Consider the following 22,480-nt stretch of genomic DNA (forward strand, 5'->3'; position numbering starts at 1 on the left):
CACGTTCGTTGACGGCCCTCGGAGCCCCATGGTACCCCGACCTCACCCGTTGACGATTTATTCAGGATCGGCGGGCACCCGCTCAGGTTCGAGGACGGGTGCCCGGAAGCGGGCCCATGGCCGCCGCATGGCCGGCGCCGCGACCCTCTCCGACGCCGCGCCTGCGCGGCTTCTCCGAGCTTCAGGACTGCATGACCCGGCTTTTCTCCGATCGCCCGGCGCCCTTTGCGATTCCCGATTCCGCGGGGGCGCGATGACCCGCGCGCCGAGGAAGGCGGCCGCCGCCGCGCCGGTCGAGGCGCCGCATGTGCCGGTGCTGCTGGCCGAGGTCCTGGCGGCCCTCGGCCCGGCCTCCGGTGAGGCGGCCCGCGTCCTCGTCGACGGCACCTTCGGGGCCGGCGGCTATACCCGCGCCCTGCTGGAGGCCGATCCCGCCGGCTCCGTCGTCGCCATCGACCGCGACCCCACCGCCATCGCCGCCGGGGCGAACCTGGTCGCCGCCTCGGGCGGCCGGCTGAGCCTGGTGCAGGGCCGCTTCGGCGCCCTCGACGCGGCTCTGGAGGCGGCGGGCCTCGCCGCCGCCGACGGCGTCGTTCTCGATATCGGCGTCTCCTCGATGCAGCTCGACCAGGCCGAGCGCGGCTTCTCGTTCCGCCAGGACGGCCCCCTCGACATGCGCATGGAGCGCGCGGGGCCGAGCGCGGCCGACCTCGTCAACGAGGCGGACGAGGCCACGCTCGCCGACATCTTCTACCATTACGGCGAGGAGCGCCGCGCCCGGGCGGTGGCCCGCACCATCATCGAGACCCGGCGGCGCGGGCCGATCACCACGACCCTCGAACTGGCGGACCTGATCGCCGGCGTGGTCCGGGCCGATCCCGGCAGCGGCATCCACCCGGCCACCCGCAGCTTCCAGGGTCTGCGCATCGCGGTGAACGACGAGCTCGGCGAGCTGGTGCGGGCGCTGCACGCGGCCGAGCGCATCCTCAAGCCCGGCGGCCGGCTGGCGGTGGTGACCTTCCACTCGCTGGAGGACCGCATCGTCAAGCAGTTCCTCTCCGCGCGGTCCGGCCGGTCCGTGCAGGCCTCCCGCCACGTGCCGAGCGTGGCCAAGCCGCCGGAGAAGAGCTTCCGCCTGGTCACGAAGGGGCCGGTGCTGCCCTCCGAGGCCGAATGCGCCGCCAATCCGCGGGCGCGCTCGGCCAAGCTCCGGGCCGGCGAGCGCACCGAGGCGCCCGCGCCCGCGCCGCTGGCGGCGATCGAGATGCTGGCTGCGCTGCCCGGCGCGGCGTCCGGCGGTTCGGGCCGGGGAGGGACGCGGCGGTGATCCGGCTTCTCAACCTCATCGCGGTGATCGGGCTGATGGCCTCGGCCGTCTACGCCTACTCGATCAAGTACGACACGCTCTACCAGACCGCCCAGGTCGCCAAGCTGAAGAGCGCCCTGCACAAGGAGCGCCAGGCCATCGCCGTGCTGCGGGCCGAGTGGCAATTGCTGACGCGGCCCGACCGCCTGCAGGCGGCGGTGGAGCGCCACCTCGCCCTGGAACTCATCGGCACCGGCCACCTCGCCCGGATGTCCGACCTGCCCGAGCGGCCCGATCGCGGCGACGAGATCGGCCGCCTGCTCGCCGCCACGGCGACGCCGAAGGACAAGCCCGGCGCCAAGGCCGACGAGCCGCGCACCACCGGCTCCATCACGACCCGCACCGTCAGCACCCGCACGCCGACCACGCCTTCGAGGTAGCTCCCGTGTCAGACGCGAACTCGCCCGATCCCGAGGCCGTCGCCGCGCCCGAGACGGCGCCGCTGCCCGAGGCCGCCCCCGGCCGCCTCCGCCTGGAGCCGGCCGAGAGCCCGCCCAAGCGGATCTGGCGCACCATGTTCCGCCTCGCCATCGAGCGCTCCTACGCCCGCGTCGGCCTGGTCGGGCTCGCCTTCGCCTGCGTGTTCGGGGCGATCAGCGTCCGCCTCGTGGTGATGGCGGCGACCCCCGGCAACAACAGCGACGACCACCGGGTCGCGGCCGCCGCCACCACGGCGATCCGCCCCGACATCATCGACCGCAACGGCGAGATCCTGGCCACCGACATCCGCACGGTCTCGGTCTTCGCCGAGCCGCGCAACATCTACGACAAGGACGAGGCGACCGAGCTGCTCACCGCCGTGCTGCCGGAGCTCAACGCCACGGAGCTGCGCGCCAAGCTCTCGACCAAGAAGGGCTTCGTCTGGGTCAAGCGCGAGATCACGCCCAAGCAGCAGGTCGAGATCCACCGCCTCGGCATTCCCGGCATCGGCTTCCTGCCCGACCACAAGCGCGTCTACCCGAACGGGGTCGCCGCCGCCCACGTGCTCGGCGTGACCAATCTCGACAATGTCGGCATCGCCGGCATGGAGAAATACATCGACTCGACCGGCCTGAAGGACCTCAACAGCCTCGGCTTCGTCGAGAAGCAGACCGACCTGAAGCCGGTGCAGCTCTCCATCGACCTGCGCGCCCAGTTCGCCGTGCGCGACGAGCTCGCCAAGGGCATCGAGCACTTCAAGGCCAAGGCCGGCGCCTCGATGATCCTGGACGTGAACACCGGCGAGGTGCTCGCCCTGGTCTCGATGCCGGATTTCGACCCCAACAATCCCGTCGACGCGCTCTCCGACGACAAGATCAACCGGATGAATGTCGGCGTCTACGAGATGGGCTCGACCTTCAAGGCGATGACCCTCGCCATGGCGCTCGATTCCGGCAAGTACAACGTCAACTCGACGTTCGACACCCGCGGCGGCGTGCTGAGCTGGGGCCGGCAGAAGATCCACGAATATCACGGCACCAACCGCGTCATCACCATGCCGGAGGTGTTCACCCACTCCTCCAATATCGGCTCGGCCAAGATGGCGCTGGGCATCGGCGTGCCCGGGCACAAGGCCTTCCTCAAGAAGATGGGCCTGCTCGACCGGCTGCGCACGGAGCTGCCCGAGAGCGCGAGCCCGATCATCCCGCCGCGCTGGACCGAGATCAACACGATCACCATCGCCTTCGGCCACGGCCTCGCCGTCGCCCCGCTCCAGGCGGCGGCCTCGGTGGCGGCCATCGTCAATGGCGGCGACCTGATGAAGCCGACCTTCCTCAAGACCGACGAGGAGACGGCCCGCGCCAAGGCGAGCCGCGTGATCCGGCCCGAGACCAGCGAGGCCATGCGCTTCATCATGCGCCTCAACGCGGTCGAGGGCTCGGCCAAGAAGGCGGCGATCCCCTACTACTTCGTCGGCGGCAAGACCGGCACGGCGGAGAAGGTGGTCGGCGGCCGCTACGTGAAGAACCGGCTGTTCACGACCTTCATGGCCGCCGCGCCCATGGACAACCCGAAATACCTCTTCGTGACGATCATGGACGAGCCCCAGGGCCTGCCGGAGAGCGGCGGCTACGCCACCGCGGCCTGGAATTCCGGCGTGGTCACGGGCAAGGTGATCGAGCGCGTCACGCCGATCCTCGGCCTGCCGCCCCGTTTCGAGCCGCCGGCGAAGCCGTTCCCGCTCATGGTCAAGCTCGGTGCCTATCACGCGACCCAGGTGGGCGGCCCATGACGGGGCCAACCCTCGGGACGCTGTTTCCGAACGCCGCGCTCGCCGAGCCCGGCCGTCCCGTCGCGGGCCTCACCGCGGACAGCCGAAAGGTCGTCCCGGGCTGGGTCTTCGTCGCGGTGCCGGGCACGAAGGTCGACGGCCGGATCTTCGCCGCCAAGGCCGCCGCCTCCGGTGCGGTCGCGGTGGTGGGCGAGGGCGAGCGGCCCCCCGACCTTCCGGCCGAGACCGCGTGGGTCGCCGTTCCCGACGTGCGCCGCGCCCTGGCGCTGGCCGCCGCCCGCGTCTCGGGCCGCCAGCCCGAGACCATGGTCGCCGTCACCGGGACCTCGGGCAAGAGCTCGGTCGCCGATTTCGTCCGCCAGATCCTCGCCCGCCTCGGCCGCGACGCGGCGAGCCTCGGCACGGTCGGCATCGTCACGAACCGGGGGGCGTCCTACGGCTCGCTGACCACGCCCGATCCCGTGAGCCTGCACGAGACCCTGGCCCGCCTTGCGGAGGAGGGCATCACGGATCTCGCCATGGAGGCCTCCTCCCACGGCATCGAGCAGCGCCGCCTCGACGGGGTGCGCCTCACCGCGGCGGGCTTCACCAATCTCGGCCGCGACCATCTCGACTATCATCCGAGCGTCGAGGCCTATCTCGAAGCCAAGCTCCGGCTGTTCACCACGCTCCTGCCGCCGGGCGGCCCGGCCATCGTCAATGCCGACGGCGCCTATGCCGAGCGGGTGATCGCCACGGCCGAGGCGGCGGGCCATGCCGTGCGCGCGACCGGCCGGGCGGGGGATTTCATCCGGCTCGTCGACGCGCGCACCGAAGGCTTCGCCCAGGCCCTGACCCTCTACGGCCCCGGCCCCACCGGCGGATCGGCCGAGTACAAGGTGGCCCTGCCCCTCGTCGGCGGCTTCCAGGTGGAGAACGCCCTGGTCGCGGCGGGGCTCGTGCTCTCGACCCCGGCCGGTGCGGCCGATCCCGCCGGCGTCTTCGCCGCCCTCGCCCATCTCACCGGCGTGCCGGGCCGCATGGAGCGCATCGGCGAGGCGAACGGGGGCCTCTGCCTCGTCGATTACGCCCACAAGCCCGAGGCGCTGGAGCACGTGCTCAAGGCCCTGCGCCCCTTCGCGACCGGCCGGCTCATCGTGGTCTTCGGCTGCGGCGGCGACCGGGACCGCGGCAAGCGGCCGATCATGGGCGGCATCGCCGTGCGGCTCGCCGACCGGGTCATCGTCACCGACGACAATCCCCGCACCGAGGAGCCGGCGGAGATCCGCGCGGCGATCCTCGCCGCCGCTCCGGGCGCCGAGGAGATCGGCGACCGCGCCCAGGCGATCCGCACCGCCGTGCGCGACCTGAAACCCGGCGACGTCCTGGTGGTGGCCGGAAAGGGCCATGAAACCGGCCAGATCGTGGGGGATCGCGTGCTCCCGTTCTCGGACCACGATGCGGTGCGCGCCGCGCTGGCGGAGCTGAAGGCATGACCGACGCCCCCCTCTGGACTCCGGCCGCCCTCGCGGCGGCGACCGGCGGCCGCCTGCTGGGCGAGGCACGCCCGGTCACCGGCGCCTCGATCGACACCCGCAGCCTGCAGCCGGGCGACCTGTTCTTCGCGATCCGCGGGGAGGCGCGCGACGGCCACGACTTCGTGCGGGACGCCCTCGCCAAGGGGGCCGGCGCCGCCGTGGTGGCCGAGACCCGCGCGGAGGAATTCGCCGGGGCCGGCCCCGTGCTCGCGGTGCCGGGGCAGGGCGAGGATCCGGTCCTCGACGCCATGCGCGCCCTCGGCCGGGCCGCCCGCGCCCGCAGCCGGGCCGGCATCGTCGCGGTGACGGGCTCGGTCGGCAAGACCGGCACCAAGGAGGCCCTGCGCCACGTGCTCTCGGCACAGGGCGAGACCCATGCCTCCATCGCCTCCTACAACAACCATTGGGGCGTGCCGCTCACCCTCGCCCGCATGCCGGAGAGCGCCCGCTACGGCGTGTTCGAGATCGGCATGAACCACGCCGCCGAGATCGTGCCGCTCAGCGTCCAGGTGCGCCCGCAGGTGGCGCTGATCACCACGGTCGAGCCGGTCCATATCGAGCATTTCCCCTCGCTCTCGGCCATTGCCGACGCCAAGGGCGAGATCTTCTCCGGCATCGAGCCGGGCGGCGTCGCGGTGATCAACCGCGACAACCCGAATTACGAGCGCCTGCTCGCCCATGCCCGCGCCTCCCGCGCCGGGCGGGTCGTCAGCTTCGGCGAGCATGCGGAGGCCGATGTGCGGGCCCACCGCATCCTGACCCGGCCCGACGTCTCCGTGGTCGACGCCACGGTGATGGGCGTGCCGCTGGCCTACCAGCTCGGCACCCCGGGCCGGCACGTGGCGATGAATTCCCTCGGCGTGCTCGCCGTGGTGCATGCCCTCGGCGCCGACCTCGCCCGCGCCGCCCTGTCGCTCGCCGGGCTGAAGCCCCCGGTCGGGCGCGGCGAGCGCACGGCTCTGCTGATCGGGGAGGGCGAGGCCTATCTCGTCGACGAGAGCTACAACGCCAACCCCGCCTCCATGCGCGCGGCGATGGCGACGCTCGCCGGGATCGACACCCCGGGCAAGGGCCGCCGCATCGCTGTGCTCGGCGACATGCTGGAGCTCGGCGCCGCCGCGGAGGCCCATCACCGGGAGCTCGCCGAGGCCGTGAAGGCCAACGGCATCGATCTCGTCTTCACCGCCGGCGGCATGATGCGCCACCTGTTCGAGGCGCTGCCGGTGGCCCGTCGCGGCCTGCACGCGCCGACCTCCGCCGAGCTGACCGACGCCGTGGTCGCCGCCCTGCGCCCGGGCGACGCCGTGATGGTGAAGGGCTCCAACTCGATCCGCATGGGCCGGATTGTCGAGGCGGTGAAAGCCCGCTACGCGGTCGACCCGACCCTGCGGGCCGCCGCGATGCAGCGCGCGCCCTGACCGAATCTCCGCCCGGCGCCGCTCGTCCGCGCCGGCTTCCCTCCCGAACGCGAAGACGGCCCGGCCAACACCGATGCTCTATCTCCTGTCGGACCTGAGCGGCACGCTCACGCCCCTCAACGTCTTCCGCTACATCACCTTCCGCACGGGCGGCGCGCTGTTCACGGCGGGCCTGTTCGTGTTCTGGTTCGGCCCCTGGATCATCTCCCTGCTGCGCCTGCGCCAGGGCAAGGGCCAGCCGATCCGCGAGGACGGCCCGGCCACCCACCTGACCAAGCGCGGCACGCCGACCATGGGCGGCCTGATGATCCTGGCCGGCGCCGTGGTCTCGGTGCTGCTCTGGGCCAACCCGCGCAACCACTATGTCTGGGTGACGCTGGCCGTGACCCTCGGTTTCGGCGCGATCGGCTTCTACGACGACTACCTCAAGGTGACGAAGCAGTCCCACAAGGGCTTCTCCGGCCGCTTCCGGCTGGCCCTCGAATTCGCCATCGCCGGTGCGGCCTGCCTGTTGATCTCGGTCTACTCTCCCGCCGCCCTGCAGAACCAGCTCGCCTTCCCGGTCTTCAAGGACGCCCTGCTCAACCTCGGCTGGTTCTGGGTGCCCTTCGCCGCCTTCGTGATCGTGGGCGCGGGCAACGCCGTGAACATCACCGACGGCCTCGACGGCCTCGCCATCGTGCCGGTGATGATCGCCTGCGGCACCTTCGGGGTGATCGCCTATCTCGTCGGCAACTCCTTCACCGCGGGCTACCTGCAGGTGAACTACGTCCGCGACACGGGCGAGCTCGCCGTGGTCTGCGGCGCGGTGATCGGGGCGGGGCTCGGCTTCCTCTGGTTCAACGCGCCCCCGGCCCAGATCTTCATGGGCGATACCGGCTCCCTGGCGCTGGGCGGCCTGCTCGGCACCATCGCGGTCGCCGCCAAGCACGAGATCGTGCTCGCCGTGGTGGGCGGCCTGTTCGTGCTGGAGATCATGTCGGTGATCATCCAGGTCGCCTCCTTCAAGCTCACGGGCAAGCGCGTCTTCCGGATGGCGCCGATCCACCATCACTTCGAGCAGAAGGGCTGGAAGGAGCCGCAGGTGGTGATCCGGTTCTGGATCATCGCCGTGATCCTGGCGCTGGCCGGCCTCGCCACCCTGAAGCTGCGCTGACCTCACCTCGCCGAGCGAACCGCCCATGACCCCAGCCACCACCTTCGCCGGACGAAAGGTCGCTCTGTTCGGCCTCGGCGGTTCCGGGCTCGCCACCGTCCGCGCGCTGCTGGCGGGGGGCGCCGACGTGATCGCCTGGGACGACAGCCCGGAGAGCCAGGCCCGGGCGCGGGCGGAGGGCGTCACCGTCTCCGACCTGCGCGAGGCGGACTGGTCGGGCTTCGCCGCGCTGGTGCTCGCCCCCGGCGTGCCGCTGACCCACCCGGAGCCGCACTGGACCGTGGGGCTCGCCACAGCGGCGGGCATCCCGATCATCGGCGACATCGAGATCTTCTGCCGCGAGCGGGCGGCCGCGGCTCCGAAGGCGCCCTTCGTCGCCATTACCGGAACCAACGGGAAGTCCACCACCACGGCCCTGATCGCGCATATCCTCCGCGAAGCCGGCCGCGACGTGCAGATGGGCGGCAATATCGGCACCGCCATCCTCTCCCTGGAGCCGCCCGCCGAATCCCGCGTCCACGTGATCGAGCTGTCGACCTTCCAGATCGACCTGACGCCCTCCCTCGCCCCGAGCGTCGGCATCCTGCTCAACCTGACGCCGGACCATCTCGACCGGCACGGCACGATGGAGAACTACGCCGCGATCAAGGAGCGGGTGGTGGCCCGCGCCGACCTCGCCGTGGTCGGCGTGGACGACGCCTATTGCGCGGCCATCGCCGGACGCCGGGGCGCGCCGCGCCTGCGGGTGCATGTCGAGGGCCATGGCAGCGCCGAGGGCGACCTGATCGCCCGCGACGGCCGGGTCTTCGACCGGGACGGCCGCGTCCTGGCGGATGTGAACGGCATCGGCTCCCTGCGCGGCGCCCATAACTGGCAGAACGCCGCCATGGCGGTGGCCGTGGCGCAGGCGCTCGGCATCGAGGGCGAGACCCTGGCCGCCGCCCTGACAAGCTTCCCCGGCCTCGCCCATCGCATGGAGCAGGTCGGCCGGCGCGGGAAGGTGCTGTTCGTCAACGATTCCAAGGCGACCAACGCCGATTCCACCGAGAAGGCGCTGCTCGCCTTCCGCGACGTGCACTGGATCGTCGGCGGCAAGGCCAAGGAGGGCGGGATCGCGCCCCTGGCCCCGCTCTTCGATCGGGTCGCCCATGCCTACCTGATCGGCGCCTCGAGCGACGCCTTCGCGCAGACCCTGGAGGGCCGGGTGCCCTATACCCGCTGCGACACCCTCGAGGTGGCGACCGCCAAGGCGGCCGAGGCGGCGGCGGCTTCGCCCGCGGCCGAACCGGTGGTGCTGCTCTCCCCGGCCTGCGCCTCCTACGACCAGTTCCGCAACTTCGAGATCCGCGGCGACCGCTTCCGGGAACTGGTGCAGGCGCGGCCGGAATAAGTCGAGGCCCGTTCCCGCGGCCGAACGACTGCTATCGCCCCTGCCGGAAGCACAGTAGAGTTCCGGCATATCGGCCGAAGGGCAGTCGAGACACCGTGCGGCGCCTGCTGAAATTCCTCCACACGATGGGGGCGATCGGGCTGACGGGGGCGATGGCCTGCCTGCTGGTGATGCTCGCCCGCACGCCCGCCCCGAGCGCGCTCTCCGAATATGCGGCGATGCGCGGCGCCATGGGCGCGGTGGCCACCTGGATCTTCTTCCCCTCCCTCGGGCTCACCCTGATCGCCGGGCTTTTGGGAATCGCGATCACCCGCGCCTACCACAATGCCGGCTGGGTCTGGCTGAAGACCGCCACCGGCATCCTGGTCTTCGAGAGCGGCTTCGTCGGCGTGCTCGGGCCGATGCAGCACGAGGCCGAGCGCAGCGCCCTGGCGCTGGCGGGCCGGATCGACCCCGCCACCCTCGGCCTGACCCTCGGCCCCGAGCGCAACACCCTCTGGGTGCTGCTCGCCATCGCCGCCGCGAACGTCGCCCTCGGCATCTGGCGCCCGCGGCTGCGGCGTCGCCCGCTGCCCTCCGCCTGAGCGCCGGCGCGGATCAGCCGAACCGACCGGCGTGACGGCGGGCCCAGTCCTGGATCGCGGTGGGCGCGAAGCCGGGGAGGTCGGGCGAGGGTCGATGCGGCGCGGCCAGGATCCTGTCCGCGTCCTCCGGATGATCGGCGAGGTAGCGGAACTTCGACGCGACGCGGCGGCCCATCCCGGCGCCCATCGCCGCATCGATCTCCCGCTCGAAATCCGGGATCGGCTGCGCCCGATAGGCGATGGTCCGGCCCCAGCCCGCCGAGAGGCGCGCCGCGAGTTCGTGCCCGGTGACGCTCTCCGGGCCGGCGATCCGATGGTCTCCGCCGTAGCGCCCCTGCTCGATCAGCAGGATGCTGGCCCGCGCGCAATCGTCGGCACAGGTCCAGGCGATTCGCTGCCCGGCCGCGATCGGCGGCGCGAAGAGGCCCTTCGCGACGATCTCGGCCCGGGCGGAGGGCTTGAGCAGGTTGTCGAGATAGAGTGTGGGCCGCACCCGGGCGAAGGGGATGCCGGAATCGTGCAGGCGCCGCTCGAGGGCGGCATTGGCGACGAAGCTCGGCTCGTCGCAGGGCGCGCTGCGGCTCGCGCTGGCGAGCTTGAGGACGATCGAGCGGATGTGGCTCCGTTCGGCGGCCCGCAGGACGTTCCCGACCTGCCGCTCCATCGTCGCCTGCGCCCCGGTCGGCACCTGCAGCACGAGATGGGCGACGCCGTTCATCGCCGCCGCGAGGCTTGCGGGATCGTCGAGATCGCCCTGGACGAGATCGGAGGCGGGCAGGGCCGCGGCGGCGCGGGGGTCGCGCACCAGGGCGCGCACGGGATGGCCCCGGTCGCGGGCGGCCCGGACCACGGCGCTTCCCTGGATGCCGTTGGCGAGAAAAACGAGAATCGATCCTGAAACGGACAAGGTTAGCTCCTTCGTCGGTCCGACCGAGGGAGCATCGCGTCGATGGCAGCCCGGACAGACCCGATGGCGCCGGAGGCGCCGGGACTGTCGAGGGTTCGCGGCCGGGGCCGGAACAGAGCTTCCGAAGGGGAAGGGCTTGGGCCTACCCAGACCAAGCCAGCCATTTTCGACGGGCCGATCGTCCGGCAGGCCGCGGGGCCTGTCAAGCCGATGCGGCCCGGTCGGGCCGGTTTCCTACCGCGCCAGCACCTGCGCCGCCTCCCGGGTCGTCTCCACCGCGCCGGAGACCTGGGCGATGGCGGCGGAGATGGCGGTGATGTTGTCGGAGATGGCGCCGACCGCCCGGGCGGCCTCCTGCATGTTCACCGACATGTCGCGGGTCACCGCGCTCTGCTCCTCCACCGCCGTGGCGGTGGCGACGACGTGGCTGCGCATCGTGTCGACCGATCCGCTGATCGAGGCGAGGGCCGCGACCACCTCGGTGGAGATCGCCTGGACGCCGCCGATCTCGGTGTTGATCTGGCCCGTCGCCCGCGCCGCCTGGCTGGCGAGGTTCTTCACCTCCTGCGCCACCACGGCGAAGCCCCGGCCGGCCTCCCCCGCGCGGGCCGCCTCGATCGTGGCGTTGAGGGCGAGCAGGTTGATCTGCGCCGCGATGTTCTGGATGAGCCCGACGATGCCGGTCATGGCGCTGGCCGCGTCGGCGAGGCGCTTCGTGCGCTCTCCGGCGTCGCGAACGCGCTCGAAGGCGCTGTCGGTGGCCGCCTGCGACATCGCCATGCTCTGCGAGACCTCGGCCACCGAGGCGGCGAGCTCTTCCGAGGCGGCGGCCATGGTCTGCACGCTGCCCGCGGTGAGCCGGGCGGCATCGAGGGCGGAGCCGGATTCCTGCCGGGAGCGGCCGACCGCCTGGTCGATCTCGCCGAAGTTCCGGTCGATCATCGCCCGCAGCTGGGTGAGGAGCTGCGCCTGCCGGGTCACGTCCGTGGCGAACTTGACGATCTTGTAGGGCTTGCCCGCCTTGTCGAGCATCGGGTTGTAGGAGGCCTCGATCCAGATCTCGCGGCCGCCCTTGCCGACGCGCTTGTACTGCGCCGCCTGGAACTCTCCCGCGCGCAGCCGATCCCAGAAATTGCGATACTCGAAGGATTCGCGGGTGGCGGGCTCGACGAACAGGCTATGATGCCGGCCCTTGATCTCGGGCAGCGTGTATCCGACCGCGTTGAGGAAGTTCTCGTTCGCCTCGAGGATCGTGCCCGAGAGGTCGAATTCGATCACGGCCTGTACGCGGTCGAGCGCGGCGAGCTTGGCCTGGATTTCGGAAGTGCTGTTCCGTGCGAACATCGTCTCTCAGGGCTCCGTCCGGGAGATGACGTCGATCCGGTGACCGGATCTGCCCGTTTTCGATCGGCGTCGTCTCGATCGCCACAGCGCGATTGCGCAACTTTGGCGTGTTATATTTCTGACGACACACGTTAATGAATGGCTTAAACGGTGCATTCTGGATGCGGCTTTTCCGAATGCCCGCGGAAACGACCTTTCCGGCAAGAAGCCGCTAACCCTAAGGCGGTGTTAACCAATCGCTCCGAGAATCCCGGCCGGCCGCGGTCCGTCCCGCCTCCGCGGCCTGTCCGGAGGTCGGTTCACCCCATGATGTCGCGCGCGGAACGCACCCCCCTGACCGACTGGTGGTGGACGATCGATCGCGGCCTGCTGGCGGCGCTCGGTTGCCTGATGGTGGCCGGCCTCGTCTTCCTGATGGGCGGCGGCCCGCCGGTGGCGGAGCGGATCGGCCTGCCGACCTTCTACTTCCTCAACCGTCAGGCGATGTATCTTGTCCCGACGATCCTGCTCATCATCGCCGTCTCCTTCCTGTCGGTGCGCCACATCCGCCGCTTCGCCCTCGTCACCTGGATGAGCGGCGTCGTGCTCTGCATCCTGGCCGGCAAGTTCGGCCCGGAGATCAAGGGCGCCCATCGCTGGATCCAGTTCGGCTCCTTCGGCCTGCAGCCCTCGGAATTCGTGAAGCCGGCCTTCGTGGTGGTGGCGGCCTGGGCCTTCTCGGAGGGGGCGCAGCGCCGGGACATGCCGGGCGGCCTGCTGGCCCTCGCCCTCCTGCCCGTCACCATCGTGCCCCTGATCCTGCAGCCGGATTTCGGGCAGACGATGCTCATCACCATCGTCTGGTGCACCCTGTTCTTCGTGGCCGGGCTGCACTGGTTCTGGGTCGCGGGCCTGGGGGCCGGCGGTCTCCTCGGGGTGTTTGCCGCCTACACCTTCCTGCACCACGTCCGCGAGCGCATCACCCGCTTCCTCGACAAGGATTCCGGCGACAGCTTCCAGGAATTCTGGTCGCGGGAATCCTTCAATTCCGGCGGCTGGCTCGGCACCGGCCCGGGGGAGGGCATCGCCAAGCGCCACCTGCCCGACGCGCATACCGACTTCATCTTCTCCGTGACCGGCGAGGAATTCGGCGTGCTGGTCTGCCTGGGCCTCGTCGCCCTCTTCGCCTACATCGTCATGCGCGGGCTCAAGCTCGCGCGGCGCACCGACGACACCTTCACGAGGCTCGCCATCACCGGTCTGACCACCCTCTTCGGCCTGCAGGCCTGCATCAACATGGCGGTGAACACGCAGCTGATGCCCGCCAAGGGCATGACCCTGCCCTTCGTCTCCTATGGCGGCTCCTCGCTGATCTCGCTGGCGCTCGGCATGGGCTTCCTCGTGGCGCTCACCCGCAAGCGGCCGCGCACCACGACGCTCAGCCAGCGCCCGCCGGGCACCGTGCCCTCCGCCGTGCCAGGGCTGATGCAGTGACGGTCTTCACCCCCCTCGTCCTGGTCTGCGCGGGCGGCACCGGCGGTCACCTGTTCCCCGCCGAGAGCCTCGCCCACGCCCTGCGCGCCCGCGGCATCCGGGTGGCGCTCGCCACCGACGCCCGCGTCGATTCCATCGCCGGCGACTTCCCGGCGGAGGAGATCGTCACCATCACCTCGGCGACGCCCTCGGGCCGCTCGCCCCTGCGCCGGGCCGGGGCCATGCTCAGCTTGGGCCGCGGCTTCGGCCAGGCGGCCCGGGCCGTGAAGCGGCTGAACCCGGCCGCGGTGGTCGGCTTCGGCGGCTACCCGACCGTGCCGCCCCTGCTCGCCGCCCAGCTCCTCAAGGTGCCGACCCTCCTGCACGAGCAGAACGCGGTGATGGGGAGGGCCAATGCCTTCCTCGCCCGCGGCGCCCGCACCATCGCCACCGGCTTCCGCGAGGTGCGGGGCATCCCGCCCCGGGCCACGGCGCGCCGGGTCCATACCGGCAACCCGATCCGCCCCGCGGTGCTCGCGGTGGCCGACGCGCCCTATCCGGCGCTCGCGGCCGGCGGCCCGCTGCATCTCCTCGTCTTCGGCGGCAGCCAGGGCGCCCGGGTGATGAGCGACGTGGTGCCCCCCGCGATCGAGGCGCTGCCCGCGGAACTGCGCAGCCGGCTCCACCTCGTGCAGCAGGCCCGCCCCGAGGATCTGACCGCGGTGCAGAACCGCTATCTCGCCCTCGGTCTCGCCGGCATCGAGGCCGCGCCCTTCTTCCGCGACCTGCCCGGGCGCATGGCGACGAGCCATCTCGTGGTCGCCCGCTCCGGCGCCTCCACGGTCTCGGAGCTCGCCGCCATCGGCCGGCCCTCGCTGCTGGTGCCGCTGCCCGGCGCCCTCGACCAGGACCAGGCCGCCAACGCGGAGACGCTTTCGGCCATCGGCGCGGCGCTCGCCATCCCGCAGAGCGCCTTCACCCCGAGACGCCTGACCGCGGAGCTGGTCGACCTGTTCGGGAACCCGCAGAAATTGACCGCGGCGGCCGCTGCGGCCAAAACCGCCGGCATCCTCGACGCCGCCGAGCGTCTCGCCACGGTCGTCGTCGAGACGGCGGCCGCCACCTGATTCCGTGACGCCGGGCCGGCCCCGAGGCCGCCCGCGACCATCGCCCGAGACAAAGCAATGAAGCTGCCCGACAAGCTCGGCCCCATCCACTTCATCGGCATCGGCGGCATCGGCATGTCCGGCATCGCCGAGGTGATGCACAATCTCGGCTACACGGTTCAGGGCTCCGACGCCTCGGACAACGCCAATGTCCGCCGCCTCGCCGAGAAGGGCATCCGCACCTTCGTCGGGCATGCCGCGCCGAACGTCGAGGAGGCCGCCCTGGTGGTGGTCTCGACCGCGATCCGCCGCGACAACCCGGAGCTCGAAGCCGCCCGCGAGCGCCGGCTGCCGGTGGTGCGCCGCGCCGAGATGCTCGCCGAGCTGATGCGCTTCAAGTCCTGCGTCGCGGTGGCCGGCACCCACGGCAAGACCACGACGACGTCGCTGGTCGCGACGCTGCTCCTGGCGGGCGGGCTCGACCCGACCGTGATCAACGGCGGCATCATCAACGCCTTCGGCACCAATGCCCGCATGGGCGACGGCGACTGGATGGTGGTGGAGGCCGACGAATCCGACGGCACCTTCCTGAAGCTGCCGGCGGACGTCGCCATCGTCACCAACATCGACCCCGAGCATCTCGACCATTTCGGCTCGTTCGACGCGATCAAGGACGCCTTCCGGCGCTTCATCGACAACATCCCGTTCTACGGCTTCGCTGTGATGTGCATCGACCACCCGGCGGTGCAGGACCTCGTCGGGCGCATCGAGGACCGGCGCATCATCACCTACGGCGAGAACCCCCAGGCCGACGTGCGCCTGCTCGACGTGGACCTGCGCGGCGGTCAGAGCCGCTTCCGGGTGATGATCCGCGACCGCCGCCCGGGCTTCCGCCTGGAGATGGAGGATCTGGTGCTGCCGATGCCCGGCAAGCACAACGCGCTCAACGCCACCGCGGCGCTCGCCGTCGCCCACGAGCTCGGCGTCTCGCCGGACGCGATCCGCAAGGCGCTGGCCGGCTTCGGCGGCGTGAAGCGCCGCTTCACCCGCACCGGCGAGTGGAACGGCGCGGTGATCTTCGACGATTACGGCCATCACCCCGTCGAGATCGCCGCCGTGCTGCGCGCCGCCCGCGCCTCCACCGAGGGCCAGGTGATCGCCGTGGTGCAGCCGCACCGCTACTCGCGCCTGCACTCGCTGTTCGACGATTTCTGCACCTGCTTCAACGACGCCGACACGGTCATCGTCGCCCCCGTCTACGCGGCGGGCGAGGCGCCGATCCCCGGCATCGACCGCGACGGCCTCGTCTCGGGCCTGAAGTCCCGCGGCCACCGCGACGCCATCGCCCTGGAGAAGCCGGAAGACCTCGCCGGCCTCGTCGCCGCCCATGCTCGGCCGGGCGACTACGTCGTCTGCCTCGGCGCCGGCACGATCACCCAATGGGCCTACGCGCTGCCGGGGGAATTGGCGGCGCTGAAGGGGTGACCACCCTCGCGAAGGAGCGGACCCGTTTCAGGCGTCGGCTCCGCCACGACCAGACGGAGGCGGAACGCCGGCCCTGGCACCGCCTTCGTGATCGGCGTCTCGCCGGGTTCAAGTTCGTCCGGCAGGAGAGCGTCGGACCGTATGTTGCGGATTTCTGCTGCCGGGAGGCGAGGCTGATCGTCGAGTGCGACGGGAGCCAGCACGCCGATTCGGAAAGCGACTCGGTTCGGGATGCTTGGCTGACGGAGCGGGGCTATCGGATCCTCCGCTTCTGGAACCCTGAGATCATGACAAACATCGACGGAGTTTCGGACACGATCCTTGCCGCGCTTCTCCCCTCTCCCCGCACGCGGGGAGAGGGCTGCGACGACCTCGTCGTCGGCGCAGCGAGCCCGAAGGGCGACGGTGAGGGGATGTCGACGAAAGAGCCCGTGCCGGATACGTCCCCTCACCCTCGCTCCGCTCGCCTCGCCCCCGACAAGGGGGGCTCGGCCCTCTCCCCGCGTGCGGGGAGAGGGGGATCACGGATATGACAGTGCATTCCCTCATCGACGACATCCGCGCCGCCGCGCCCCATCTCCGCGGGCGGCTTTTGGCCGATCAGCCCTTGTCGGAGCTGACCTGGTTCCGGGTCGGCGGGCCGGCGCAGGTGCTGTTCTCGCCGGCCGACGAGGAGGACCTGGCCGCGCTCCTCGCCGCCCTCGACCCCGCCGTGCCGGTCACGGTGATCGGGCTCGGCTCGAACCTGATCGTGCGCGACGGCGGCATCCCCGGCGTCACTATCCGGCTCGGCGGCAAGGCCTTCGGTTCGGTCGCGGTCGACGGCGACACCCTGCGGGCGGGCACGGCCGTGCCGGACATGCGGCTCGCCAAGGCCGCGGCGGAGGCCGCCCTCGACGGGCTCGCCTTCTACCGGGGCATCCCCGGCTCCATCGGCGGGGCCCTGCGCATGAATGCCGGCGCCCATGGCGGCGAGACCACCGACGTGCTGATCGAGGCCCGCGGCATCGACCGCAGGGGCGCGCTCCGCCACTTCAGCCATGCCGAGATGGGCTTCACCTACCGCCATTCCGCGGCGCCCGAGGACGTGATCTTCACGAGCGCCCTGTTCCGCGGACGGCCGGGCGACCGGGCCGAGATCGAGGCCGAGATGGAGCGGGTCACCGCCGCCCGGGAGGCCGCTCAGCCGATCCGCGAGCGCACCGGCGGCTCCACCTTCAAGAATCCCGAGGGCGGCAAGGCCTGGCAGCTCATCGACGCCGCCGGCTGCCGCGGCCTCGCCGTGGGCGGGGCCCAGGTCTCGGAGATGCACTGCAACTTCCTGATCAATCGCGGCGGCGCCACCGCGGCCGAGATCGAGGCCCTGGGCGAGGAGGTCCGCCGCCGGGTGCGCGAGACCTCCGGCGTCGAGCTGCACTGGGAGATCAAGCGGATCGGCGTGGCGGCGGCCGCCTGACGATCCGCCCCGAGACGAACGAAGCGCCTGCGGAGAAACCTCCATGTCCAAGCATGTCGCCGTCCTGATGGGCGGCTGGTCCTCGGAGCGCGAGATCTCGCTCCGCTCCGGCACCGCCTGCGCCCGCGCCCTGGAAGGGGAGGGCTACCGCGTCACCCCCGTCGATGTGGGGCCGGACATCGCCACCGTGCTGACCACCCTGAAGCCCGACGTCGCCCTCAACGCGCTGCACGGCCCGGCGGGCGAGGACGGCACCATCCAGGGCCTCCTGGAGATCCTGAAGATCCCCTACACCCATTCCGGCGTGCTCGCCTCGGCCCTGGCCATGCACAAGGAGCGTGCCAAAACGGTCATGAAAGCGGCCGGCGTGGCCGTGCCGGAGGGCCGCGTCGTTAACCGTCATGATGCGGCGAAGTCACACCCGTTAACTCCTCCCTACGTGGTCAAGCCGATCGCGGAGGGGTCCTCCATGGGCGTGATCATCGTGCGCGAGGAGCGCTCGCATCCGTCCCAGATCCTGAACTCGGACGAATGGGTCTACGGGGAGGAAGTCCTTGTGGAGACTTACGTTGCCGGCCGCGAGCTGACCTGCGCGGTGCTGGGCGACCGGGCCCTCGGGGTGATCGAGATCAAGCCCGCCTCGGGGGAGTGGTACGACTTCGACGCGAAGTACGCCGAAGGGGGGTCGATCCACGTCCTGCCCGCCGATCTTAAACCAAATGTTTACCAGCGTGTCCAAGAGTTGTCGTTAACGGCGCATCAAGCACTGGGCTGCCGCGGGGTCAGCCGTGCCGACCTTCGTTACGACGACACGCCCGGAGGCACGGGCGCCCTCGTCGTTCTGGAGGTCAACACGCAACCCGGCATGACCCAGACGAGCCTTGTGCCGGAAATTGCTGCCCACGCTGGCCTGAGTTTCGGTGAGCTCGTCCGATGGATGGTGGAGGACGCTTCTCTGAGTCGCTGAACGCCCCGGCTGCGTCCGGGCGCGCGCGGCTCACCCGCCTGCGGCTCCCGCGCGTCCTGCGCCGGTTCACCGCGGCGCGTCGCCTGCGCCCCGCCGTGCCGATCGAGGCGCGCGTGCCGCGCCATCTCGGCACGCCCCTGCTGGCCGGCACCCTCGCCGTCGTCGCCCTGTCGGGATTCGTCGCGAGCGGGCGCTACGACGCCTTCGTCGCCGAGAACGGCCGGCCCCTCGACGTCCTGGCCCGGCTCGCCGGCTTCGGCGTCGAGAAGGTGACCATTTCCGGCATCTCGCGGATGTACGAGCGCGAGGTGCTGCACGCCGCCGGCATCGACTGGCGCACCTCCGTGCCCTTCCTCGACGTCGAGGCCGCCCGCCAGCGCCTCCTCGCCGAGCCGCTGATCGCCAGCGCCTCCGTGCGCAAGGTCTATCCCAACGAGATCGTCATCACCCAGGTCGAGCGGGAGCCCGCCGCCCTGTGGCAGCGCAACGGCGAGATCCAGGTGATCGCCGCCGACGGCACCGTGATCGACGAGATGCGCGACGACCGCTACGCGAGCCTGCCGCTCGTCGTGGGCGAGAACGCCAATGTCCACCTCAAGGAATACCTGTCGCTGATCGAGGCGGCGGGTCCCCTGGGCGAGCGCGTGAAGGCCGGCACCTACGTGTCCGGCCGGCGCTGGACCCTGAAGCTCGACGGCGTCGACATCCGCCTGCCGGAGGACGATCCCGTCGGGGCGCTCGGCCGCCTCGCCGATCTCGAGCGCAAGAACCGCCTGCTCGAGAAGGACATCATCGCGGTGGACCTGCGCATGCCGGACCGCGTCGTCGTCCGCTTGACCGAGGAGGCCGCCGCCGCCCGGGCGGAGAGCCAGAAGAAGACCAAGAAGGGCACCGCGACATGAGCCGCGACGCCCGCCACGCCCTCTCCCCGGTTCCCGCGTTCCTCGCCCGGTAGCGTCCGATGTTGTCCCATTCCGGCCTCACGCCGCGTCTGAAACCCCTCTCCGCCCGTCGGAGCGCGACGCTGTCGGTCCTCGACATCGGCACGAGCAAGATCGTGTGCCTGATCGCCGAGCTGCAGCCGGCCGAGCAGCTCTCGACCCTGCGCGGGCGCACCCATCTCGCCCGCATCATCGGCATCGGCCACCAGCGCTCGCTGGGCCTCAAGGGCGGCGCCATCGTCGACCTGGAGGCCGCCGAGGGCGCCATCCGCCAGGCGGTGCATGCCGCCGAGCGCATGGCCAAGGCCGAGGTCCAGTCGGTCATCGTCAACATGTCCGGGGGCCGGCTCGGCTCGCAGCATTTCGAGGCCCGCGTCGCCGTCCGTTCCGGCACGGTGACCGGCTCCGACGTGGAGCGGGTCCTCGAGACCGCGAGCGCCCACGGCGTCAGCCCCGGCCGGGCCGTTCTGCACGCCCTGCCCACCGGCTACGCCCTGGACGGTCAGGGCGCGGTCATCGACCCCTCGGGCATGATCGGCGATGCCCTGGGCGTCGACCTGCACGTCGTCACCGCCGAGGCCGCCGCCGCCCGCAACCTGATGCTCGCCGTCGAGCATTGCCATCTCGGCGTCGACGCCGTGATCGCCACCCCCTACGCCGCCGGCCTCTCGGCGCTCGTCGACGACGAGGCCGAGCTCGGCGTCGCCGTGGTCGACATGGGCGGCGGCACCACCAGCGTCGGCGTCTTCTCCGGCGGCCATCTCGTCCACACGGACGCGATCGCGGTCGGCGGCCATCACGTCACCATGGACATTGCCCGGGGCCTCTCGACCCGCGTCTCCGCGGCCGAGCGGCTGAAGACCCTCTACGGCTCGGCCATCGCCACGGCGTCCGACGAGCGCGACATGATCGCGGTCCACGGCGTCGGCGAGGACGAGAGCGACGCCCCGACCCACGTGCCGCGCTCGCACCTCGTGCGGATCATCAAGCCGCGGGTCGAGGAGGTGATCGAACTGGTGCGGGACCGCCTGCGCAATGCCGGCTTCGCCGGCCAGGCCGGGCGCCGGGTGGTGCTGACGGGGGGCGCGAGCCAGCTGGTCGGCCTGCCGGAGGTCGCCCGCCGGGTGCTCCAGGGCCAGGTCCGCATCGGCCGGCCGCTCGGCATCCGCGGCCTGCCGGAGGCGGCCAAGGGGCCGGCCTTCTCGGCCGCCGTCGGCCTGCTGATCTACCCGCAGGTCGCGCATGCGGAGCATTTCGAGCCGCGGGGGCACAGCGCCTTCGCCGGCACCGGAACCGACGGGTACTTCTCGCGGGTCGGACGCTGGATCCGCGAAAGCTTCTAGAGTTCTCGTATAAAAACAAAGAGTTAGGCGCCGCCGAGGGGCGCCGGTCGAAACAAGGTCACGAAAGGCTCGACACCATGGCCATCTCCCTGCAGGCGCCGGACATCCGGGAACTCAAGCCCCGCATCACCGTCTTCGGCGTCGGCGGCGCCGGCGGCAACGCGGTCAACAACATGATCGAATCCGGCCTGCTCGGCTGCGAATTCGTCGTGGCGAACACCGATGCCCAGGCGCTCACCTCCTCCAAGGCCGAGCGGGTCATCCAGATGGGCCTCAACGTCACCCAGGGCCTCGGCGCCGGCTCGCATCCGGAAGTCGGCTCGGCCGCGGCCGAGGAGGTGATCGACGAGATCCGCGATCAGCTCTCGGGCGCGCATATGTGCTTCATCACCGCCGGCATGGGCGGCGGCACCGGCACCGGCGCCGCCCCGGTCATCGCCCGGGCCGCCCGCGACATGGGCATCCTGACCGTGGGCGTGGTGACCAAGCCCTTCCAGTTCGAGGGCGTGCGCCGCATGCGCACGGCCGAGGCCGGCATCCAGGAGCTCCAGGCCGCTGTTGACACGCTGATCGTGATCCCGAACCAGAACCTGTTCCGGGTCGCCAACGAGAAGACCACCTTCGCCGACGCCTTCGCCATGGCCGACCAGGTGCTCTATTCGGGCGTCGCCTGCATCACCGACCTGATGGTGAAGGAGGGGCTCATCAACCTCGACTTCGCCGATGTCCGCGCGATCATGCGCGGCATGGGCAAGGCGATGATGGGCACCGGCGAGGCCTCCGGCGAGAAGCGCGCCAACCGCGCCGCGGAAGCCGCCATCGCCAACCCGCTCCTCGACGACGTCTCGATGAAGGGCGCCCGCGGCCTGCTGATCTCGATCACGGGCGGCGCCGACCTCACCCTCTACGAGCTCGACGAGGCCGCCACCCGCATCCGCGAGGAGGTCGATTCCGACGCCAACATCATCCTCGGCGCCACCTTCGACGAGAGCCTCGACGGCATCATCCGCGTGTCGGTGGTCGCCACGGGCATCGAGCCGGCGCTGATCTCGGCCCATTCGCCGAACAACCCGGCCGTGGTCGAGACCGAGCAGCGCATCGCCGAGGTGGCCGAGCGCCTGCGTGCCGAGGCCCGTGCCCGCGCCTCGACTTCGCAGCCGGCCCCGGTCGCCCGCCAGCCCGAGCCGCAGGCCGCCCCGGTCGCCCCGCGCTCGGTCCTGCCCGAGGCCGCCCCCGAGCCGGTCCGCGCCGAGGCTCCGGCTCCGGTGATGCGCGACGACGTGCTGCTGACCCAGGCCGCGCCCCGCGCCTCGATGCCCTACGAGCCCCAGCCCGTCGCCCCGGCTCCGGCGCCCGAGGCCGCTCCGGCCGCCGCCGGCCCCTACGTGCCGCCGCGTCCGCAGCTCGCCCGTCCGCCGCGCATGCCGCAGATCTCGGAGCTGCCGCCCCACACCCAGGCGCAGATCCGGGTGAGCCGGGGCGAGGAGCCGGCCGAGCAGGCCCAGGATTCCAAGCGCATGACGCTGCTGCGCCGCCTCGCCACGGTCGGCTTCGGCGGCCGCCGCGAGGAGGTCGAGGGGCGCCGCTGCCGCCGATGCGCGCCCCGGCCGCCCCGCAGGCCGCCCATCCGGTCGCGCCGCCGGCGCCCCGCGCCGCCCCGAGCGTCCAGGCGCCCCAGTACCGCCCGGCCCAGGGCAACCTCGACGCCCAGGGCCGCGTCGCCCCGGCGCCGCGGATGATGGAGGACGACCACCTGGAGATCCCGGCCTTCCTGCGCCGCCAGGCGAACTGAGCCGGATCCGGCCCCTCGGGACTTGTCCCGGCGGGCCGTCCCGC

Annotated in this window: 18 protein-coding genes and 1 pseudogene; 17 read left to right on the top strand and 2 right to left on the bottom strand. The window is 71.6% G+C overall.

Features of this window, described 5'->3' with window-relative positions; all coding sequences use genetic code 11:
• The first annotated feature begins 253 nt into the window (after positions 1–253).
• From rsmH to MMB17_RS10975, 8 genes are all read left to right on the top strand, one after another.
• Positions 254–1,327, top strand: coding sequence for a 16S rRNA (cytosine(1402)-N(4))-methyltransferase RsmH (gene rsmH / locus MMB17_RS10940; protein WP_241101935.1), 1,074 nt, complete (start codon positions 254–256; stop codon positions 1,325–1,327).
• Complete coding sequence (ftsL, locus tag MMB17_RS10945) at positions 1,324–1,746, top strand: cell division protein FtsL (protein ID WP_238310301.1); 423 nt, start codon at positions 1,324–1,326, stop codon at positions 1,744–1,746. The genes rsmH and ftsL overlap by 4 nt, the downstream gene beginning before the upstream one ends.
• Before the next feature lie 5 nt (positions 1,747–1,751).
• Positions 1,752–3,578: a peptidoglycan D,D-transpeptidase FtsI family protein gene (locus MMB17_RS10950; protein ID WP_420847357.1), complete on the top strand. Its 1,827-nt coding sequence runs from the start codon at positions 1,752–1,754 to the stop codon at positions 3,576–3,578.
• A complete protein-coding gene (locus MMB17_RS10955) occupies positions 3,575–5,053 on the top strand; it encodes a UDP-N-acetylmuramoyl-L-alanyl-D-glutamate--2,6-diaminopimelate ligase (protein ID WP_241101936.1) in 1,479 nt (492 codons plus the stop codon). Before MMB17_RS10950 ends, MMB17_RS10955 begins: the two co-directional genes overlap by 4 nt.
• Positions 5,050–6,513: a UDP-N-acetylmuramoylalanyl-D-glutamyl-2,6-diaminopimelate--D-alanyl-D-alanine ligase gene (locus MMB17_RS10960; protein ID WP_241101937.1), complete on the top strand. Its 1,464-nt coding sequence runs from the start codon at positions 5,050–5,052 to the stop codon at positions 6,511–6,513. Before MMB17_RS10955 ends, MMB17_RS10960 begins: the two co-directional genes overlap by 4 nt.
• Before the next feature lie 73 nt (positions 6,514–6,586).
• Positions 6,587–7,669 (top strand): phospho-N-acetylmuramoyl-pentapeptide-transferase, encoded by a 1,083-nt coding sequence (gene mraY / locus MMB17_RS10965; protein ID WP_241101938.1) that lies wholly within the window; start codon positions 6,587–6,589, stop codon positions 7,667–7,669.
• A 25-nt stretch (positions 7,670–7,694) separates the two neighbouring features.
• Positions 7,695–9,059 carry a UDP-N-acetylmuramoyl-L-alanine--D-glutamate ligase gene (murD, locus tag MMB17_RS10970; RefSeq protein ID WP_241101939.1) on the top strand — a complete coding sequence of 455 codons (1,365 nt, stop codon included), beginning with the start codon at positions 7,695–7,697 and terminating at the stop codon, positions 9,057–9,059.
• Positions 9,060–9,154: 95 nt separating this feature from the next.
• Positions 9,155–9,643 (top strand): hypothetical protein, encoded by a 489-nt coding sequence (locus MMB17_RS10975; protein ID WP_241101940.1) that lies wholly within the window; start codon positions 9,155–9,157, stop codon positions 9,641–9,643.
• A 13-nt stretch (positions 9,644–9,656) separates the two neighbouring features.
• On the opposite strand, the gene MMB17_RS10980 is transcribed toward MMB17_RS10975, so the two are convergent.
• The gene (locus MMB17_RS10980) at positions 9,657–10,550 is read right to left on the bottom strand and encodes an SDR family oxidoreductase (RefSeq protein WP_241101941.1); all 894 of its coding nucleotides are present in this window, start codon (positions 10,548–10,550) and stop codon (positions 9,657–9,659) included.
• Between the two features lie 234 nt (positions 10,551–10,784).
• Entirely contained in the window at positions 10,785–11,894 is a 1,110-nt protein-coding gene (locus MMB17_RS10985) for a methyl-accepting chemotaxis protein (RefSeq protein ID WP_241101942.1), read from the bottom strand.
• Between the two features lie 306 nt (positions 11,895–12,200).
• Between MMB17_RS10985 and MMB17_RS10990 the strand changes: the two genes are divergently transcribed.
• From MMB17_RS10990 to ftsZ, 9 genes and pseudogenes are all read left to right on the top strand, one after another.
• Complete coding sequence (locus MMB17_RS10990) at positions 12,201–13,367, top strand: FtsW/RodA/SpoVE family cell cycle protein (RefSeq protein ID WP_238310293.1); 1,167 nt, start codon at positions 12,201–12,203, stop codon at positions 13,365–13,367.
• Positions 13,364–14,473 carry an undecaprenyldiphospho-muramoylpentapeptide beta-N-acetylglucosaminyltransferase gene (gene murG / locus MMB17_RS10995; RefSeq protein ID WP_241101943.1) on the top strand — a complete coding sequence of 370 codons (1,110 nt, stop codon included), beginning with the start codon at positions 13,364–13,366 and terminating at the stop codon, positions 14,471–14,473. The genes MMB17_RS10990 and murG overlap by 4 nt, the downstream gene beginning before the upstream one ends.
• Before the next feature lie 57 nt (positions 14,474–14,530).
• Positions 14,531–15,937, top strand: coding sequence for a UDP-N-acetylmuramate--L-alanine ligase (gene murC, locus MMB17_RS11000; RefSeq protein WP_238310291.1), 1,407 nt, complete (start codon positions 14,531–14,533; stop codon positions 15,935–15,937).
• Positions 15,934–16,470, top strand: a complete 537-nt coding sequence (locus tag MMB17_RS25345; protein ID WP_338041784.1) for an endonuclease domain-containing protein — start codon at positions 15,934–15,936, stop codon at positions 16,468–16,470. Before murC ends, MMB17_RS25345 begins: the two co-directional genes overlap by 4 nt.
• Positions 16,467–17,393 carry a UDP-N-acetylmuramate dehydrogenase gene (gene murB, locus MMB17_RS11010; RefSeq protein ID WP_241101944.1) on the top strand — a complete coding sequence of 309 codons (927 nt, stop codon included), beginning with the start codon at positions 16,467–16,469 and terminating at the stop codon, positions 17,391–17,393. The genes MMB17_RS25345 and murB overlap by 4 nt, the downstream gene beginning before the upstream one ends.
• A gap of 43 nt (positions 17,394–17,436) precedes the next feature.
• Positions 17,437–18,360 carry a D-alanine--D-alanine ligase gene (locus MMB17_RS11015; RefSeq protein WP_241101945.1) on the top strand — a complete coding sequence of 308 codons (924 nt, stop codon included), beginning with the start codon at positions 17,437–17,439 and terminating at the stop codon, positions 18,358–18,360.
• Positions 18,327–19,262, top strand: coding sequence for a cell division protein FtsQ/DivIB (locus MMB17_RS11020; protein ID WP_241101946.1), 936 nt, complete (start codon positions 18,327–18,329; stop codon positions 19,260–19,262). Before MMB17_RS11015 ends, MMB17_RS11020 begins: the two co-directional genes overlap by 34 nt.
• A gap of 59 nt (positions 19,263–19,321) precedes the next feature.
• The gene (gene ftsA, locus MMB17_RS11025; protein WP_238310287.1) at positions 19,322–20,644 is read left to right on the top strand and encodes a cell division protein FtsA; all 1,323 of its coding nucleotides are present in this window, start codon (positions 19,322–19,324) and stop codon (positions 20,642–20,644) included.
• 77 nt (positions 20,645–20,721) lie between these two features.
• Positions 20,722–22,436: pseudogene (gene ftsZ, locus MMB17_RS11030) on the top strand (cell division protein FtsZ).
• Positions 22,437–22,480: the final 44 nt, after the last annotated feature.

The sequence above is a fragment of the Methylobacterium organophilum genome (assembly GCF_022533465.1).
Lineage (GTDB): Bacteria > Pseudomonadota > Alphaproteobacteria > Rhizobiales > Beijerinckiaceae > Methylobacterium > Methylobacterium organophilum.

Coding starts and splice junctions, on each gene's coding strand:
- rsmH (WP_241101935.1), top strand. CDS start 254: ATGACCCGCGCGCCGAGGAAGGCGGCCGCCGCCGCGCCGGTCGAGGCG.
- MMB17_RS10955 (WP_241101936.1), top strand. CDS start 3,575: ATGACGGGGCCAACCCTCGGGACGCTGTTTCCGAACGCCGCGCTCGCC.
- MMB17_RS10960 (WP_241101937.1), top strand. CDS start 5,050: ATGACCGACGCCCCCCTCTGGACTCCGGCCGCCCTCGCGGCGGCGACC.
- mraY (WP_241101938.1), top strand. CDS start 6,587: ATGCTCTATCTCCTGTCGGACCTGAGCGGCACGCTCACGCCCCTCAAC.
- murD (WP_241101939.1), top strand. CDS start 7,695: ATGACCCCAGCCACCACCTTCGCCGGACGAAAGGTCGCTCTGTTCGGC.
- MMB17_RS10985 (WP_241101942.1), bottom strand. CDS start 11,894: ATGTTCGCACGGAACAGCACTTCCGAAATCCAGGCCAAGCTCGCCGCG.
- MMB17_RS10990 (WP_238310293.1), top strand. CDS start 12,201: ATGATGTCGCGCGCGGAACGCACCCCCCTGACCGACTGGTGGTGGACG.
- murC (WP_238310291.1), top strand. CDS start 14,531: ATGAAGCTGCCCGACAAGCTCGGCCCCATCCACTTCATCGGCATCGGC.
- murB (WP_241101944.1), top strand. CDS start 16,467: ATGACAGTGCATTCCCTCATCGACGACATCCGCGCCGCCGCGCCCCAT.
- MMB17_RS11015 (WP_241101945.1), top strand. CDS start 17,437: ATGTCCAAGCATGTCGCCGTCCTGATGGGCGGCTGGTCCTCGGAGCGC.
- MMB17_RS11020 (WP_241101946.1), top strand. CDS start 18,327: ATGGATGGTGGAGGACGCTTCTCTGAGTCGCTGAACGCCCCGGCTGCG.
- ftsA (WP_238310287.1), top strand. CDS start 19,322: ATGTTGTCCCATTCCGGCCTCACGCCGCGTCTGAAACCCCTCTCCGCC.